The organism is Pararobbsia alpina (assembly GCF_965118125.1).
Classification (GTDB): Bacteria; Pseudomonadota; Gammaproteobacteria; order Burkholderiales; family Burkholderiaceae; genus Pararobbsia; species Pararobbsia alpina_A.
Genome location: NZ_OZ221288.1, coordinates 1,988,578 through 2,006,106, shown reverse-complemented (window position 1 = coordinate 2,006,106; position 17,529 = coordinate 1,988,578). Strand labels below are relative to the sequence as shown.

At 62.9% G+C, this 17,529-nt stretch carries 11 protein-coding genes; 4 read left to right on the top strand and 7 right to left on the bottom strand.

Annotation, left to right across the window (positions count from 1 at the left end; all coding sequences use genetic code 11):
* The first annotated feature begins 8 nt into the window (after positions 1-8).
* The 3 genes from ACMFWR_RS26975 to ACMFWR_RS26965 are packed head-to-tail and all read left to right on the top strand — an operon-like array spanning position 9 to position 2,744.
* Entirely contained in the window at positions 9-1,151 is a 1,143-nt protein-coding gene (locus ACMFWR_RS26975; protein ID WP_413195441.1) for an aminotransferase class I/II-fold pyridoxal phosphate-dependent enzyme, read from the top strand.
* Complete coding sequence (locus ACMFWR_RS26970) at positions 1,135-1,947, top strand: hypothetical protein (protein ID WP_413195440.1); 813 nt, start codon at positions 1,135-1,137, stop codon at positions 1,945-1,947. Before ACMFWR_RS26975 ends, ACMFWR_RS26970 begins: the two co-directional genes overlap by 17 nt.
* Positions 1,944-2,744, top strand: a complete 801-nt coding sequence (locus tag ACMFWR_RS26965; RefSeq protein WP_413195439.1) for an amidohydrolase family protein — start codon at positions 1,944-1,946, stop codon at positions 2,742-2,744. Before ACMFWR_RS26970 ends, ACMFWR_RS26965 begins: the two co-directional genes overlap by 4 nt.
* On the opposite strand, the gene ACMFWR_RS26960 is transcribed toward ACMFWR_RS26965, so the two are convergent.
* The 3 genes from ACMFWR_RS26960 to ACMFWR_RS26950 all read right to left on the bottom strand — a co-directional run bounded on the left by ACMFWR_RS26960 (position 2,714) and on the right by ACMFWR_RS26950 (position 12,624).
* Entirely contained in the window at positions 2,714-4,060 is a 1,347-nt protein-coding gene (locus ACMFWR_RS26960; protein ID WP_413195438.1) for a sigma 54-interacting transcriptional regulator, read from the bottom strand. The genes ACMFWR_RS26965 and ACMFWR_RS26960 overlap by 31 nt on opposite strands.
* 360 nt (positions 4,061-4,420) lie before the next feature.
* A complete protein-coding gene (locus ACMFWR_RS26955) occupies positions 4,421-6,565 on the bottom strand; it encodes a response regulator (protein WP_413195437.1) in 2,145 nt (714 codons plus the stop codon).
* Between the two features lie 8 nt (positions 6,566-6,573).
* Positions 6,574-12,624: a HAMP domain-containing protein gene (locus ACMFWR_RS26950; RefSeq protein ID WP_413195436.1), complete on the bottom strand. Its 6,051-nt coding sequence runs from the start codon at positions 12,622-12,624 to the stop codon at positions 6,574-6,576.
* A 490-nt stretch (positions 12,625-13,114) separates the two neighbouring features.
* Between ACMFWR_RS26950 and mug the strand changes: the two genes are divergently transcribed.
* On the top strand, positions 13,115-13,651 hold the full coding sequence (gene mug / locus ACMFWR_RS26945; RefSeq protein WP_413195435.1) for a G/U mismatch-specific DNA glycosylase: 537 nt from the start codon (positions 13,115-13,117) through the stop codon (positions 13,649-13,651).
* On the opposite strand, the gene ACMFWR_RS26940 is transcribed toward mug, so the two are convergent.
* The 4 genes from ACMFWR_RS26940 to ACMFWR_RS26925 all read right to left on the bottom strand — a co-directional run bounded on the left by ACMFWR_RS26940 (position 13,644) and on the right by ACMFWR_RS26925 (position 17,473).
* Positions 13,644-14,012: a nuclear transport factor 2 family protein gene (locus ACMFWR_RS26940; protein WP_413195434.1), complete on the bottom strand. Its 369-nt coding sequence runs from the start codon at positions 14,010-14,012 to the stop codon at positions 13,644-13,646. The two genes, mug and ACMFWR_RS26940, sit on opposite strands and share 8 nt — an antisense overlap.
* 59 nt (positions 14,013-14,071) lie before the next feature.
* On the bottom strand, positions 14,072-14,272 hold the full coding sequence (locus tag ACMFWR_RS26935; protein ID WP_413195433.1) for a copper chaperone: 201 nt from the start codon (positions 14,270-14,272) through the stop codon (positions 14,072-14,074).
* A gap of 173 nt (positions 14,273-14,445) precedes the next feature.
* Positions 14,446-15,660 carry an MFS transporter gene (locus ACMFWR_RS26930; RefSeq protein WP_413195432.1) on the bottom strand — a complete coding sequence of 405 codons (1,215 nt, stop codon included), beginning with the start codon at positions 15,658-15,660 and terminating at the stop codon, positions 14,446-14,448.
* A 478-nt stretch (positions 15,661-16,138) separates the two neighbouring features.
* Entirely contained in the window at positions 16,139-17,473 is a 1,335-nt protein-coding gene (locus tag ACMFWR_RS26925) for a hypothetical protein (RefSeq protein WP_413195431.1), read from the bottom strand.
* Positions 17,474-17,529 lie beyond the last annotated feature (56 nt).

Genomic DNA, 17,529 nt, shown 5'->3' with positions numbered 1-17,529 from the left:
GTGCTGTCATGTTCGATTTCGCCTCGGCGCTCTACCTCGGGCTGCGGCATCCGTCGACACAGACGGGCCGCTACGATGCATTGACCACCGGCACACCCGCGGCGCTCGCGGTCGCGCCGCTCGCGAACGCGCTCACACCTCGCGTCGCGCGGCTGCAAGGGTGTGAAGCCGCCATGCTTGCACCGTCGACCCTGCACCTCGCAATCGATACGTTCGATCGACTCGCACGCACGCACGCGTTGATCGCCGATGAGGCGCTCTATCCCGTCATGCGCTGGGGACTCGAACGTGCGATGGGCATGGGCGTGCCCGTCGCCTGGTTCCATCACGGCGACGCGTTCGACGTCGCACGCCGCATCCGCCGGCGACAACGCCGCAAGCCTCCCGCGATCATCGCCGACGCGACATGCATCGAAGGCACGCCCACTCCGGTCACCGCGTACCTCGAGCTCGCACGCACACAGGGTGGCCTGATCGTCCTCGATCAGAGTCAGGTCCTCGGACTGCTTGGCGAACACCCGTCGACCACCTGTCCATGGGGTCATGGCGGCGGCGGCGTGCTGCCATATATGGGGATCGCGCCCCGGGAGCCCGTGCTGCTGCTTTCGTCCTGGGCCAAGGCGTTCGGCGCCCCGCTCGCGACGCTTGGCGGGCCCGCCGAACTGGTGAACGCTGTGGCACGCGACGGTCCGACGCAGACCCATTGCAGCGCCGCGAGCCAGAGTGCTATGCAGGCCGCGATGAACGCGCTCGCCATCAACGAACGCGCCGGTGAACGCTTGCGTGCGACGCTCCATCAGCGCCTGACCCGGCTCGAGCAAGGCCTGAGATGGCTCGCTCGCACGAGCTTGCCCGACTTGCACACGCTGCGCCGTCACCATCCGCTACAGCAGATTCGCCTCGGCTCGGGCGAGCGAACCATGGCGTTGTATACGGGCCTTCGCTTGCGTGGCTTCCGGACCGCACTGCTTCACCCCGCCGGAAACGGCTATGCCGTCGCCGTGGTCGTGCGCGCCGATCACGGCGCGTCGGCCATCGACGCGCTGGTCGGCGCGATGGCCGCCGTCGCACCACGCTTGCCCCCCGCTGCGTTCACCGTGCTGAACGCACCCACTGCGATCGAGGAGGACGAACATGTTCATGACCTCTGAGGGTGACAAGCTCGAACTCGCGCCGTGGCGGATGCGCCGCTTCGTGCGGTTGCTTGCCGAAGCGAACCGGTATCCGCCGGACACACCGCCTCACGTGCTGATGCAGGACCTCAGGGCGCTGATCGCTCGCGCGAGACGTGTCCCGACCGAACCGCGTCTGGGCACAGCCCGCTTCACGAGTACGGGTCCCTGCTGCAATGCGTGCCTGCTCGCCAGTCTTCGCAGGGGTGTGCTGGAGCTGCTCGGGCTGAGCATCGACGCGTCGCGCAAGCGCTCGCCGTCGACCGGGTTCGCCGGGCCGCACAGACAGCTGCCTTCGCCCATCGCGCCCCGCCACGCATATCACGGCGCGCCGGGGTTCACGTCGCAACCCGGATCGTCGCAGCAGCCGGCGGTCGTCGAACTGCGCTGGCGCCGCTGGCCCACGCTGGCGGTTGCCGCAGCCTATGCCCGCGGCCCGGGCGTGTATATCCTCGTGCGCAACGGCCACCCCGTCTATGTCGGGAAATCGGCAAGCCTGCGGCATCGGCTTGCACAGCATCAACGGAACGCGCAGATCCGTCGCGACAACGGGCTGACGGCATGGGTCGCAAGTGCTCCAGCGTCCCTGCTCGAGACCATCCAGAACGCTGCGATCGGCGCGCTGCGCGGGCACATATCGAATGACCCGCGACGGGCTACGCTCGTGACTGACGCGGGCGGCCCCGCGATGACACAGCTCTTGCCGAGTGCCCTCAGCGCACGCACGGGCCCGATCCCGCGGCGGCGAGCGGCCGCGACCGGGCGGTCGCGATGATTCTCGACTTTCACGTGCACGCCGGCCATGGCGACGGCATGACCGGCCCGTGGGATACGATCGCACCGCTCGACGCCTATGCCAGGCGCGCCGACGAGGCCGGTATCGCACGATCCGTGCTGTTGCCCGTGTTCCAGTCTGACTATGAGCAAGGCAATCGCGAAGTCGCGGCAATCGTGCACAGCAACCCGCGACGTTGGCTGGGCTTTGCAATGGTGCACCCCGAACGCGACCGTGAACGCGTGCACCGGATGATCGAACAGGCCGTGCTCGAGTTTGGTTTGCGCGGCATCAAGGTGCATCGCCATGACGCAAGAATTCACCGGCAGGTCTGCGATGCCGCACGGCAGTGGCGGCTTCCTGTGCTTTACGACCCCGGTGGTGACACGGGGGCACTCAGCCTGCTTGCGCAGACCCATCCGGATGTCGCCTTCGTTTTTGCGCATCTCGGCAGCTTTGCCGACGACTGGGCCGCACAGCGCCATGTCATCGACCTGATTGCACGCTATCCGAATCTCTTCGCCGACACGGCGGGCGTGCGGCGCTTCGACGTGCTCGAAGAGGCGCTCGCGCGTGCGGGGCCGGAGAAACTGCTGTTTGGCTCCGACGGTCCCTGGCTGCACCCTGGGCTCGAACTCGCGAAGATCCGAGCCCTAAAGCTGGCGCCCTATGCGTTCGGGCGCATTGCCGGCGCCAACGCGATTGCACTGTTGCAGCGCGCACGCATTCCGTCGTCGTCACGCACTTCGCGCGTCCCGTACCCCGCTCACCGGCCGCTTTCCGTTCCTCGCCCCTGACGGCGCAACTGCAATGCACGCGGCGTCACCTGAAGGAGCTCGGCCGCGCGTCCCGTCGAGCCCGCACGCCGCTCGGCGATTTGCACGGCAAGCATCTCGGCAATCTGACCGATGTGTTTGAGTCCAAGCCCTGCATCGAGCGCATTCTCGACGACAGCGGCGAATGCACGCTCCCAATCGCGACTGCCGCCCGGTGCCTCGTTGTGTGGAATCAGGCCGTCGAGCGCCCCCGTGCTCAATACGTGGAACCCTCGCTGCCGGTCGACCATGCGCCGCACGACATTGCGCAGCTCCCGAACGTTGCCGTGGTAATCCGCGCCAACGAGCTGGCGCATCACCTCGGGCATCACTTCCGGGATGCTCTCGCTGAATTCCGTGAGGAAGTGCCCCACGAGCAGCGGGATATCGTCGCGGCGCTCCGCGAGACTGGGCGCGCGCACCGTCCATTGCGTAATTCGGAAGTAGAGGTCGCTACGAAAGCGGCCTGCGTCGACGTCATCCTGCAGATTCCGGTTCGTCGCACAGACAAGCCGGAAATCCGACTGCCGCCACTGGTCCTCACCAACGCGCTTGTAGCTACGCTCCTGGATGACGCGCAGCAAGCGCGCCTGCAACTGCAATTCAAGCTCGCCGACTTCATCAAGAAACAACGTACCGTGATCGGCGAGCGCAACGGCGCCATCACGCGCGGTCACTGCATGCGTAAACGCCCCTCTTGCATGACCGAACAACTCGCTACCCGAGAGTTCCGGGCTCAGCGTCGTACAGTCGACGATCACAAACGACGCGCGCCGACGCTCGGGATCGAGATCGTGGATGAGTCGCGCAAGCAGCTCCTTGCCGGATCCGCTTTCGCCGAGAAGCAGGCACGAGCCTTGTCCGAAGCGACCCACCTGCGCAATCGCGCGCAAGGTGCTCCGCCATGCCGGTGATTCGCCGACGGCTCGCTCCCTGAGCCATTCTGAAGTCAGAACAGCCTCGATCTCCGCGAGACGGTCGAGGCGAAGCGCGACCTCCGTCAGCAGCGTGTCGTCATCGGGGGCCGTCACGAGATCGCAGACCGACGCGGGCCACCAGGGCTCCGGGTGACAATGGCAACGCGTTGCCGAAGTGCATCCGACCAGGAAAGCATCGGGCAGACAGGTGCCATGCAGCCACTTGTTCGCTGCGCCCGCCACGCGATCGTCGCCGGCCAACACCACGACCACGACCATGCCCTCGCCTGTTCCGGACACATCGAGATGCTCGGGCAGACCATGCTCACGTAGTGACGCAGCCAACCGCGACGAATTCTCTTCGGACAGAACGACGCGCACCCTGCACCTCGCGATCCCACGCTCCATGCGGAGTGCCATCTTCGAAATCCAGGCGACACAATAGTCTTCCGGACTCGACTCAGCGAACAATGGATTGACAGGCGGGAGTTGAAACAGACAGGTACAGGGACAAACCTAGCTCATCAAATCAATTTCCAGAAATGAATTAACGGTGCCATATCGATAAAAAAGCCGTACGCCATTCAATAGGCATCGAGTGAATTCCCGGCAACTCGGGCTTATCAACCTTTCTTCGTCATGCCAGCGTCTCCGGTAACTGCATTGCGTCACACACGAATTCGCGGAATCGATTCAGGTCGACGACATTCGCTTGCAATACTGTGGGCCGCAACACATCGTTCACGCCGCCGCACCACCCTCCTGCTCACACCCTTCAATGATGTCGAGCAGACTGTCGAGGTCGGCGGGTTTGACCATGTAGTGATCGATCCCCGCCTCGAGCGCGGCGCGCCGGTGCTCTTCCTGGCTATAGCCACTCACGGCAATGATCAGGCACCTCGGCAACGCTTTATCGGCGCGAATCTGTTGCGCGACTTCGAAGCCCGTCATGCCGGGCAGCCCGATATCGAGCAGGACCACATCAGGCACGAAGCTCCGGACCTGTTCGAGCGCCTCGTGTCCGTCAGCTGCGTGTTGAACCTGATGTCCGTGCACGCGCAGCAAGGCCTCAAGGCTTTCGGCGGCGGCGACCATGTCGTCGACGATCAGGATGCGTACGCCACGCGCGCGCCTGATGCGCACGACGCTTGCCTTAGCCTCTTCTTCGCTTGCAACACGTGCCGGCAATTGCACGGTGAAGCTGCTACCCTTGCCCAGGCCTTCGCTTTCGCACAGCACGGCGCCGCCATGCATCTCGGTCAGATGCCGCACCAGTGTGAGCCCGATTCCGAGGCCACCTTGCGCGCGATCGAGCGACGTCTCCCCTTGTGCAAACAATTCGAACACGTGAGGAAGAAAGCCCGGGTCGATGCCATCGCCTTCGTCGGCAACGATGATCGATGCCCGTTCACCGTCAAACTCGGTCGCGATGCGCACACGCCCTTCGAGCGGCGTGAATTTCGACGCGTTGTTCAACAAGTTCGCGACGACCTGCGACAAACGCACGACGTCACCGTCGATCACTGCGTCGCTATCCGATGCGTCATGCAACAAGGTTTGCGAACGCCGTGTGAAGTTCGGCGCGCTCGTCGCTATCGCGCGCTCGATGACAGTCGACAACAGAACGGGCTCGGTGCGCAGCACCACCACACCGCGCGCGATGCGCGACACGTCGAGTAAGTCATCAACGATACGCACGAGATGCTCCGCCTGCGTGCCGATGATGTCGCTGGCCCAGCGCATCGTATGCGTATCGATCGAGCGCGCGCCACGCATCACGGCGACGGCGTTCACAATCGGGGCCAACGGGTTGCGCAACTCGTGCGCAAGCATGGCGAGAAATTCGTTCTTGCGTCGATCGCCATCGCGAATCGTCGAGAACAGAATCGCGTTCTCGAGCGCGATTGCAGCGCGCCCCACAAACTCGCGCGTGGTGACCGCATCGTCGATGCGTTCGCTATCGCGACGGATACCCAGCACGATCACCGAAGGCTGCGGCGCATCGACGAGCAACGGGTAGGCGACGATCTCGTCGAGGCTCAGTGGCAAATCCGTGCGAGTGCCATCTTTATTGCTCAATGCGAGGATCGGCTTGCCGCTGACCGTCAATGCAGCCGGCCGCCCGGTCGTCAGCGCATCCTGAATCAGCGCTTCGAGCCCCGGGAGCGGGACTGCGTCGCTATGCAGCCCGCCGACCGTCCGATCGAGAAGATTCGACCGTGCCGCATCCGAAATCCACGCCACGGTCTTGGCTGGCAATCCGTCTCCCGCCGCGAACGTCAGCACGGCAAGGTCCGCGAGTGCCGGCACCGGCAACTCGACAATCCGCTCTGCGGTCACGTCAACCTCGAGTGAACGCGTCAGCGCCTGACTCGCTCTCGCAAGAAAATCCGCGCGATGGCGTGCCTGATCGGCCGCCACGCGCTCGGCTTCGGCCTTGGCCAGTTCCTCACGCTCGGCGGCACGCGCTACCAACTGAATCCGCATCCGGTACATATCGACGAAGACCCGAACCTTGGCGCGCAGGATCTCGGGCACGACAGGCGAGGAAATATAGTCGACGGCGCCAAGCGAATATCCGCGCGCCATCTCCTTCTCGTCGACATAGGCCGTGATGAAGATGATCGGCGTGCTGCTCGTGCGGCGATACGAGCGCATCAGCGACGCGGTCTCGAAGCCGTCCATGCCGGGCATGTTGACGTCGAGCAGGATCACCACGAATTCCTGCTCGAGCACGGCCGCCAGTGCCTCTCGTCCAGACGAAACGGTGACGATGTTCTCTCCGAGTTCGTCGAGCACGCTGCGAAGCACGACGTGCTGCTTGGGAACGTCGTCGACGATCAGGATATTGACCTTGTCGCCCTCATACTGCGGATGCGTTTGCATGAGCGTTCCTAGACGTGAAGCCACGCATGCAAGACGGCCAGCAAATCGGCGCGATCCACAGGCTTCGACAGGTAGTCCCACGCTCCCGCCGCGATACACCGCTCGCGATCGCCCTTCATCGCCTTGGCCGTCACTGCGACGATCGGCAGCGTACGCCCGGCCGGCAGCTTGCGCAGCTCGCGGATCGTCATCAGGCCATCCATCTCCGGCATCATGATGTCCATCAGCACGGCGTCGATCTCGGGGTCGGCGGCGACGAGGCGAATCGCGTCGCGCCCGTTGTCGGCCCACACATGCCGCATACCGTAGTCCTCGACGACCGTCGCCAGCGCAAAGATATTGCGCATGTCGTCGTCGACGATCAGGACTTTCTTGCCGTGCAACGCAAGCTCGGACTCGCGAAGACTATTGAGCTCGTCCTGAGCCGGCTTGCCGAGACGTGCCGCTCCGACGTGCAAGGCAGCCACTGTCATGTCGAGCAGGCGCCCAGGACTCGGCACAGGGACGATCACATAGCGCTCTGCAGGGCGCAGCCAGCGGGCCGGCAGCGCTTCCCGATCCGCCGTCACCACGATCGGCAGCGGTGCGAAGGCCGTGTGCCGCGATAGCGCCTCGTGCAGCGCTTCGGGCGACAAGCCGGACAGCATACTGGCATCCACCACGAGCGCGTCCGCGGCGTGCATCGCGAGATGGCTCGTCAGGTCGCCATCTTTTGCGACCGAATCGATCTCGATCTGATCGCTCGCCAACCGATCGAGCAGCTGCGCGCGCTCGGGTGTTGATGCCATCGACACCAGCAAGCGCCGCGCATCGGCTTCGACGTAGGTCATCAGGCTCATCAACGCGGTATCGAGATCCTCGCGCGCCTGAATCGGCTTGGGCAGGAAACCCAACGCGCCCGAATTGAACGCGCGGTCGCGCGACTCATCCGTCGAAATCACGCAAACGGGCATGTGCCGCGTCGAGAGATCGTGCTTGAGCCGGGACAGTACGCGCCACCCATCCATATCGGGCAGGAACAGATCAAGCGTCACGGCGTCGGGTTTGAACTGATCGGCGAGAGTCAATGCCGTCGAGCCGAGCGGCGTCACGAGGCCCTTGAAGCCTTGGTCTCGCGCCGCATCGAGCAGGAAGTCGGCGAACGCGCGGTCGTTCTCGACAATCAGCAGCACGCGGTCACCCAGCGCGATATTGGCGCGATCGTCCTGTGCGTCATCGGCAAGCGATGCGGCCTCTTCGACAGCGGCGGTGACGAGATCGTGCACCGCTGCCATGTCGGTGACCGGCGGGGGCACACGGGTGGCCTGATCGGCGGTGCGCGCGGCATTGCGCAGGTCATCGCGGCTCACGGACCGGCGCGCGGCCTTGCTGGAGTCGCTGCCCGTGGGCAGATACAAGGTGAATGTACTGCCCTTGTTGGGCGTGCTGACCAGGCGAATCTCGCCGCCGAGCAGGCGCGACAGCTCGCGGCTGATGGCGAGGCCCAGGCCCGTGCCGCCGTATTTGCGACTCGTACTCCCGTCGGCCTGCTGGAACGCTTCGAAAATGATCTGCTGTTTCTCGGCGGAGATCCCGATGCCGGTGTCTGACACCGAGAATGCGATCACCTGATGCGCGCGATTCAGGCCTTCATTGTCGGGAGACCATCCGTCGAACGCTTCGTCGATCGACAAGGTCACATGTCCCTCATGTGTGAACTTGAACGCGTTCGACAGCAGGTTCTTCAGAATCTGTTGCAGACGCTTCGGATCGGTATAGACCGAACCCGGCAACTGCGCGCCCGAGTGGATCATGAAGTCGACCTTGCGTGCTTCAGCGACGTGGCGGAACGTACGCTCGACGTAGATCGACAGGTCTTCGATCCGGTGCTCGGCAATATCGACGACCACTGTCCCCGATTCGATCTTCGACAGGTCGAGAATGTCGTTGATCAGCATCAGCAGGTCGTTGCCGGATGAATGAATCGTCTTCGAGAAATCGACCTGCTTGGCCGACAGATTCCCATCCGGGTTCTTGCACAACTGATCCGACAGGATCAGCAGACTGTTGAGCGGCGTACGCAGCTCGTGCGACATATTGGCCAGAAACTCGGACTTGTATTTCGATGTCAGTGCAAGCTGCTTGGCCTTTTCTTCGAGTGCCTGCCGCGCCTGTTCGACTTCGGCGTTCTTGCGTTCGACTTCCTCGTTCTGGTGCGCAAGCAGGTGGGCTTTTTCCTGCAGCTGCTGGTTCGTCTGCTGCAGTTCCTCTTGCCGGCTCTGCAGCTCGTTGGCCAGCGTCTGCGACTGTCTGAGCAAGTCTTCGGTCCGCGTATTGGCCTCGATCGTGTTGATCACGATGCCGATACTTTCCGTCAGCTGATCGAGGAATGCCTGGTGTGTCGGGTTGAGCCGCTCGACCGACGCCAGTTCGATCACGCCCTTGACCTTCGCTTCGAACACGACGGGCAGCACGAGCACGTTGTGAGGCGAGACGCTGAGCAGCCCCGACATGATCCGGAAATCCTCGGTGGCCGGCGGCTCGAGCAGGATCTTGCGTCGCTCGACAGCACACTGACCGATCAGCCCTTCGCCGAGGCGCACCTGCTTTCCGTGCGCGGCATGACCGCTCGACGCATAGCTCGCCGTCAATCGCAGCGATGCCGAGTCGGAGGCCGTATCGAGCACGTAGAACTCGGCCTGATGCACGCCGACTACCGGGGCCAGTTCAGACAGGATCAGTTCACCGACGGCCACCAGATCTTTTTGCCCTTGCAGCATCCGGCTGAACTTGGCGAGGTTGGTCTTGAGCCAGTCCTGCTCCGTGTTGACCTGCGTCGTGTCCTTGAGGTTACGGATCATCTCGTTGATCGTATCCTTCAGCGCGGCCACTTCGCCCTGGGCTTCGACGGTGATGGAACGCGTCAGGTCGCCCTGCGTCACAGCCGTCGCGACTTCCGCAATCGCGCGCACCTGGGTCGTCAGGTTCGCGGCGAGCTGGTTGACGTTCTCCGTCAGCCCCTTCCATGTTCCTGATGCGCCCGGCACCTTTGCCTGGCCGCCGAGCTTGCCCTCGACCCCCACTTCGCGCGCCACCGTCGTCACCTGGTCGGCAAACGTGGCGAGCGTGTCCGTCATGCTGTTGATCGTGTCGGCGAGTGCGGCAATTTCGCCCTTCGCTTCAACGGTCAGTTTCAGATCAAGGTCGCCGTTGGCAACGGCCGTCACGACCTTCGCGATCCCGCGGACCTGGCTCGTGAGGTTGCCGGCCATGAAGTTCACGTTGTCGGTCAGGTCCTTCCATGTACCGGCGACACCCTGCACATCGGCCTGACCGCCGAGCTTGCCTTCGGTACCGACCTCGCGTGCCACGCGCGTGACTTCCGACGCGAATGAACGCAGCTGGTCCACCATCGTATTGATGGTGTTCTTGAGCTCGAGAATCTCGCCCTTCACGTCGACGGTGATCTTCTTGGACAGATCGCCCGCAGCTACGGCCTTCGTCACGTCCGCGATATTGCGGACCTGGCTCGTGAGGTTGCCGGCCATGAAGTTCACGTTGTCGGTCAGGTCCTTCCACGTGCCCGCCACGCCCTGCACGTCGGCCTGGCCGCCGAGTTTCCCGAGCGTGCCCACTTCACGCGCCACACGCGTGACTTCCGACGCAAACGAGCCAAGCTGATCGACCATCGTGTTGATGGTGTTCTTGAGTTCGAGGATTTCGCCCTTCACGTCCACTGTGATCTTCTTGGACAGATCGCCCGCGGCCACGGCCTTCGTCACGTCCGCAATATTGCGGACCTGGCTCGTGAGGTTGCCGGCCATGAAGTTCACGTTGTCGGTCAGGTCCTTCCACGTGCCGGCCACACCCTGCACGTCGGCCTGGCCGCCGAGCTTGCCTTCGGTGCCCACTTCGCGCGCCACACGCGTGACTTCCGAAGCGAATGAACGCAGCTGGTCCACCATCGTATTGATGGTGTTCTTGAGTTCGAGGATTTCGCCCTTCACGTCCACCGTGATCTTTCTCGACAGGTCGCCTGCCGCCACGGCCGTGGTTACGTCCGCGATATTGCGGACCTGTGCGGTCAGGTTGCTCCCCATCGAATTCACGGAGTCGGTCAGGTCCTTCCATGTGCCTGCCACGCCCTGCACGTTTGCCTGTCCGCCGAGCTTGCCGTCCGTGCCGACTTCACGCGCCACGCGTGTGACTTCCGAAGCGAACGATCGCAGCTGGTCCACCATCGTATTGATGGTGTTCTTGAGTTCGAGAATTTCGCCCTTCACGTCCACCGTGATCTTCTTCGACAGGTCGCCTGCGGCCACTGCAGTCGTCACATCCGCGATATTGCGGACCTGTGCAGTCAGGTTGCTACCCATCGAATTCACGGAGTCGGTCAGGTCTTTCCACGTACCAGCCACACCCTGCACATCGGCTTGGCCGCCGAGCTTGCCCTCGGTACCCACTTCGCGCGCCACGCGCGTGACTTCCGACGCGAACGAACGCAGCTGGTCCACCATCGTGTTGATGGTGTTCTTGAGTTCGAGAATTTCGCCCTTCACGTCGACCGTGATCTTCTTCGAGAGGTCGCCCGCCGCCACCGCAGTCGTCACATCCGCGATATTGCGGACCTGTGCGGTCAGGTTGCTCCCCATCGAATTCACGGAGTCGGTCAGGTCCTTCCACGTACCGGCCACGCCCTGCACATCGGCCTGGCCGCCGAGCTTGCCTTCCGTGCCCACTTCGCGTGCCACGCGCGTCACTTCCGAAGCGAACGATCCGAGCTGATCGACCATCGTATTGATGGTGTTCTTCAGCTCGAGAATTTCGCCTTTCACGTCGACCGTGATCTTCTTCGAGAGGTCACCCGCCGCCACGGCTTTAGTCACTTCCGCGATATTGCGAACCTGGCTCGTCAAATTGCCGGCCATGAAGTTCACGTTGTCGGTCAGGTCCTTCCATGTCCCTGCCACACCCTGCACGTCGGCCTGCCCGCCCAGCCGTCCCTCGGTACCGACTTCGCGCGCCACACGCGTGACTTCCGATGCAAACGAACGCAGCTGATCCACCATCGTATTGATCGTGTTCTTCAGCTCGAGAATTTCGCCCTTCACGTCGACCGTGATTTTCTTGGACAGGTCACCGGCCGCCACCGCCTTGGTCACTTCCGCGATATTGCGGACCTGGCTCGTCAGGTTGCCGGCCATGAAGTTGACCGAGTCGGTCAGGTCCTTCCATGTGCCGGCGACGCCTTGCACGTCCGCCTGACCGCCGAGCTTGCCTTCGGTACCCACTTCGCGCGCCACGCGCGTGACTTCGGCCGCGAACGTGCCGAGCTGGTCGACCATCGTGTTGATCGTGCGCGCCGTGCGCAGGAACTCGCCCTGCAACGCGCGGCCATCGGCTTCGAGCGCCATGCTCTTGGAAAGATCGCCCTGCGCGACTGCGCCGATCACGCGCGCCACTTCGCTGGTCGGGTGAACCAGATCGCCGATCAACGAGTTCACTGCGTCGACGGAGTCGCGCCAGAATCCGCGTGCAGCGGGCAACGCCGCCCGTTCGTTCAGGCGCCCTTCCTTGCCCACCACGCGGCTCAGGCGCGCAAGCTCTTCCGACATGCGTACGTTCTGATCGACAAGCTCGTTGAAGACCTGCGCGAGCCGGCCATGCACACCGAGCCATTCGACCGGAAGCGAAGCCGTCTCGCCGTTCTTGAGCGCGGTCAACGCAAGCAGGATGGCCTTCGCGCTGTCGGTCGCTGGTTCGCCGCGCTGAATGATCGCGTTGATATTGGCCGTGTGGTCGAGCCAGAAACCGCCGAGCGCCTCCGCTGACAGTCGCTGCCCGGCCTGTCCGGAGACCGGCGTGGAGGCATCGCTCGCGATATCACGCAGCTGAATCGACATCCGGCCGCTTTGTGCCGCGAGCTGATTGAATTCACTGGCGACCTCACCCGCCTGGCCGTCCCAATCGTCGGGCAGACGCACGGAAGCGTCTCCGCGCCGATAAGCGCCAAGCGTTCGGGAAATGCGTTCAAGGCGGGTCTCTTCCGCCGTTTCGGGGGCCATTGCAAACGTGTCCATCTCTACCCCTCATGGCCCGAAGGCGCTTAGCGAGTTGTGTGGCACGCCTTGTGTGTGCGTGCGGCTCTCTTGATTCTTTTTTCTTTCGCCGCGCTTGCGTCGTTCGACTCCCGTTGGCTAAGCGCAAAGGGTTGAGAAAGCAAAGGGCATGCCCAGAATATTCTCAGGCCGATTCTTATTGCGTTAAGCGTGCACGGGATTTTTTCATCAGTGCGGTTGAGGCGACCTCGCAAGGCAAACTACGCGTGCTGTAATTTCTACTAAAGGCGTTGTATTTTTTGCGTTGGCGCGTCTTTGGAAATGCTCACGTCTATTGAAAAGCGCACTCGCGTCGGCTTGATTAAGGCAGTAAATGCTTAAGATATGAATGCTTCCGTTCGCGAAAGGTAATTGTTAATTTCCGCAGCCTGTAACATCGGTTTCGAGGGGTTACGCTAAGCTCGGCCATCGCGATTCATCACTCAGGCATTTCGTGGAACCCTCAGTGTCAATGCCCGTTCTTCCCGACATTCTCGAGCCGGGCCTGTCGGTGATCTTTTGTGGAATCAATCCCGGGATGATGGCCGCGTCGTCCGGGCGTCACTTCGCTGGGCGCGGCAATCGATTCTGGCGCGTGCTGCACGGCGCGGGTTTTACGCCGGAGTTGTTGAGCCCTGAACAAGACCGTGTGCTTCTGAAATACGGCTGCGGCCTGACGACTGCTGTGTCGCGACCCACCGCACGAGCCAATCAGTTGACGCCGGAAGAAATCAAAGCCGCCGCTGCGGAATTCGAGCGAAAAATCGAATGTTATCGCCCGTGCTATGTCGCGTTTCTCGGCAAAGCCGCGTTGGCCGCGATGACGGGGGTGCGCGAGATCGATTGGGGCTTGCAGCCGCGACGGTTCGGCAATGCACACGCGTGGGTATTGCCGAACCCGAGTGGGTTGAATCGGGGTTTCAGTCTTGATGCGCTCGTAAGCGCTTATCGTGAGTTGCGCACGGCGGTCGCGAATTCGAACGAGCCGGCGCATTCCGCTGCTAAGTGATCGATTGCACCCACTGCTTTCGCCATTCCGGCGCCTCGAATGCCTCCGAGAAATATTGCGTCTCGTGAACGACCTTCGCGTCGCGGAATTCCATGATGCTCACGACGAACGCCGTCGTGGCGCTATATCGGATCGTGTATTCGGTGATCCAGAGGTCACCGCTGCCTTCAATACGCCTGACTGCAAAACCCGATGGCTTGCCGGGATGATGACCCCGCAAGGCCTGAATGTTTTTTCGCCCGACGATGCGCTCTCCCGATTGCGGATAATCGCAGATGGCATCGTCGGCGTAGATCTGATGCTCCGCATCGAGATCGCCGGCGGCGGATGCTTCCCAATGCTGATTCAATACTTCACGCATGGATATTCTCCCGCACGGCTGGCTCGACGCGAATGCATTCGACCCGACGCCTGGCATGCCTACCCTTCGAGGATGCTGACCTCATAGTCTTCATCGACGAATGCAACGAAGAACTCTTCGGGCATCAGCCACGAATCGACACTGACCGTATTGGCGTCGACATCAACCTTTGTTTTAGCGTCAGAGTCGACCGTCCATATGGCGTGTTCAATAGTCGCCACGTCGTCGGCGCGAATTTCGTTTTTCACCAGGAACTTCACTTTGGGTACCTCCCGTAGACTGCTCGTTTCCGTGGCGCCTCGAACATCGACGTGACCGCGGCGACCGTTGAGAACAGTCTACGTTTCAGGGGCTTTCCGTGCAGTGCTGGGAACGGTGATCAAGGGCCATTTCGCGTGCATTTCTGGCCATGGCGTTCGGGAGCGCGCGCGCCTCAGTCTCCAACGTGTCGGGCTGCACTCATGGCGACGGCGCGAGACGGTCTTCCTACAAAGGCGAGCAGCGCGAGACCGATTGTGATCACGCCCTGGAAGATCCATGCGGAATCGAAACCCCACGTGGTGGCGATAGAAGTGAAGGCGGGCGCAATCGTCGCCCCGCCGATGGCTGCAATGCTCAACATGAGGCCCACCGCTGTGGGCACATCGGAAATCAGGAATCCACTGTCGCGTTCGCCCGGGATCGATACCCACGGCACAAATGCCGCGACTTCCGTTGCACCGATGACGGCTGCGGCGATCTCCACACCTGCAAGGCCGAGATGCGGCATCGCAAAGAACGCAACGGATTCGATCGCGCAGGCTGCGAAGAAGGTCGGAAGCAAACCGAACACGCGATCCGATAGCCATCCGCCGACGAAACCGCCGACCATGCCGCTCAGCAGCAGAATCACGCTGATCGTCTCCGCCGACGCGCTGTCCGTGTCCAGCGCCGTTTGTGCGTAGTGCGGCAACAGTTGAGCCGCGCTGAAGAAGCTGCCGTAGGCGCCCGCTAATGCGAAGCCCATGATCCAGAGCGAGGCACTGCCGAACACGCGACGCAAGGAGTTCTTGTCGAGATGATGTCCTTCGAGCACATCGTCGGTGCCGCTTGGCGGTGCCGGAAAGAAAACTGCCGTAAAGATCAGTGTCGCGAGGCCGACACCTGCGCCAATCAGCAGTCCGTGACGCCAGCCGAAGGAGCCGATGACCGGTCCCCATCCGTAAAGCCCGATTGCGGCGCCGAGCGTAAACGCCGCGCCCTGAATCACGCCGTTCGCGATACCGAGATCCTTCCCGCGAAACCACGCGGCGGTGAGGCCCACTGAACTCCCCAGATACACGGAGCCGCCGATCCCGCACAAGAAGCGTCCGATAAGCAGTACCTCGTACGACGGCGCCCAGGCTGTCGCCGCCGCGCCGATCGTTTCAAGCGCAATGCCGAAAAGCACCGCGAATCGCATGCCGAACCGCTCCGCGATCCAGCCGCCAGGAATATGCGCGAGACCGTAACCGGCGATAAACGTGCCGACGATCACACCCACGTTCGCGAACGTGATGTGCATGTCGTTCACGATGCCGCCAAATGCAGGCACGACGCAAAACCAGTTCAGCGTGAATTGCAGATACGAGATGAAGATGATGGCCAAAGCCGTCCAGCGATTTTTCATGATGCCCTCGCAAGATCCTTCGACTTCCTGAGTGTGTGGGAGCGAGCGAGATCGTCGACGTCGATCGGCTCTACGACCGGCCTCGCTCATGTTTCGCTACGACGGTTCGCGCTCTTACTCGTCACGTCGCCTTTCTCGAAATCGATTTCGAATTCAAGATAGCAATGGTCCCGTAGAAATACAAGCAATCGAAATTCATTTTCGAAATCGATTTCTGTCCGCCGACGATGGGCCAAACAAGACGAAAGGCCGTGTCCCGCAAGCGTTCAGGGCTGGCCGAGTCGCTCGTTTTCACGTGTTTTCGGAGGGGTGGAACGGGGGGTAAACACCGACACAAAAAAAGCCCGCCAATTGGCGGGCTCGTCGATGCGCCGCTGTTTCGCGGCTTCGTGAGGTCTCTTCGTCGCTACCCGTGGATCGGGTCTTCAGGTACCGATTGCACTTTTCGAATTTAAGCTCGGTGTGTCGCGAGTATGGATCACGCCCAGTGCGCGGGCACCCACAGACCCCCTACCCAATGTCCGGGCACCCAGACTGCCGGGCGCGGGGCCGGAGCGACGTACACGGCACGCGGGGCCGGTGCAACGTAGACAACGGCGGCGCGCGGCTGCGGCACATAGACCACGGGCGGCGGGACGTAAGCGGGCTTCACGACGACAGTCGCATGCACATACGGAGCCGGCTTGACCACGACGACCGGGGGCGGCACGTACGCGACCGGCTTCGCCACCACGACCGGAGGCGGAACGTAGGCCACCGGCTTCGCCACGACTACGGCTGCGGTCGGCGCAGGAGCCGGCGCGACCACGACGGCCTTCGTGCTTGTCGGTGCAGGGGCCGGAGCCGCCGCAGCGCTCGACGACGCCGGCGTGGCCGGAGCAGCGGTCGCAACAGGCACGACCGTCGTCGTCGGAGCGGGCGTAGCCACCACCACCGCCTGAGGCGCAGGTGCCGTCGCAACGACGACGGGCGGCGGAACATACGTCGGAGTCGTTGCGACGACTACAGGTGCAGGGGCCACTGCGACAGTCGTCACGCTCGAACCTGTCGTGACCACGCCGCCCGTCGTCACCACACCGCTCGACGTCACCGTATTGCCGTGCGTACCGGTGACCGAGCTCGATGTCGTGACCACACCCGGCGCGACACGTGTCGCGGTGCCGTCATGCGAGACCGTCCCGCCGTTCGAACCCGTCGCCGTACCGGAGCGTGAGCAGGTGTTGCCGGCGCAGTTTGTCGAAGCCGAATGCGCGACGGAGTTGCCGTTCGAACCATTGACCGTGCCCGACGAGGTGTACTGCCCCGGCGCCGTGCGCGTCACGCTGCCCGAGGTCGTGGCCGAATTGCCGTTCGAACCCGTCATGGAGCCCGTGTGCGAGCACGTGCCGCTTGCGCAGCTCGTGTCGCCCGAGTGATCGACGGTGCGGCCATTGGGGCCGGTTGCCGTGCCCGAGTTCGAGAACTGACCCGGCGACGTGCGCGTGACGGTGCCCGTGTTCGACGCAACGCGTCCGTCGGGGCCGACATAGCCGCCCGCGTGCGAGCAGCTGCCACCGCCGCAGCTACCGACGTGACCACTGTTGAATTCACCGCGCGACGTGTAGGCGGAACCGCCTCGAGCCCAACCCGCCGAAGCAGGCATGCTCACCAGGGCCAGCGCTGCCGTCGTGGCGGCAATGGCCATGGCGTGGGCAATCGTGCGGGCGGTGCGCGTCGTGCTCGCAGGAGCTACGCAGTTCGTTGCGGCCGAAGCAGAATCAGCGTCGGCGGAGAGGGAGAAAAACGAGCGGATGTTCACGGGCGTGTCCTTCATCAGAGATCGGGGCCGCGTGACAAACTGCTGAGGGGGCGCGGCGACGAAGCGAACTA

What these genes read in the sequence shown, in the direction of transcription:
- ACMFWR_RS26965 (WP_413195439.1), top strand. Translation starts at nt 1,944, where the DNA reads ATGATTCTCGACTTTCACGTGCACGCCGGCCATGGCGACGGCATGACC.
- ACMFWR_RS26930 (WP_413195432.1), bottom strand. Translation starts at nt 15,660, where the DNA reads ATGAAAAATCGCTGGACGGCTTTGGCCATCATCTTCATCTCGTATCTG.
- ACMFWR_RS26950 (WP_413195436.1), bottom strand. Translation starts at nt 12,624, where the DNA reads ATGGACACGTTTGCAATGGCCCCCGAAACGGCGGAAGAGACCCGCCTT.
- ACMFWR_RS26975 (WP_413195441.1), top strand. Translation starts at nt 9, where the DNA reads ATGTTCGATTTCGCCTCGGCGCTCTACCTCGGGCTGCGGCATCCGTCG.
- ACMFWR_RS26955 (WP_413195437.1), bottom strand. Translation starts at nt 6,565, where the DNA reads ATGCAAACGCATCCGCAGTATGAGGGCGACAAGGTCAATATCCTGATC.
- mug (WP_413195435.1), top strand. Translation starts at nt 13,115, where the DNA reads ATGCCCGTTCTTCCCGACATTCTCGAGCCGGGCCTGTCGGTGATCTTT.
- ACMFWR_RS26940 (WP_413195434.1), bottom strand. Translation starts at nt 14,012, where the DNA reads ATGCGTGAAGTATTGAATCAGCATTGGGAAGCATCCGCCGCCGGCGAT.
- ACMFWR_RS26925 (WP_413195431.1), bottom strand. Translation starts at nt 17,473, where the DNA reads ATGAAGGACACGCCCGTGAACATCCGCTCGTTTTTCTCCCTCTCCGCC.
- ACMFWR_RS26970 (WP_413195440.1), top strand. Translation starts at nt 1,135, where the DNA reads ATGTTCATGACCTCTGAGGGTGACAAGCTCGAACTCGCGCCGTGGCGG.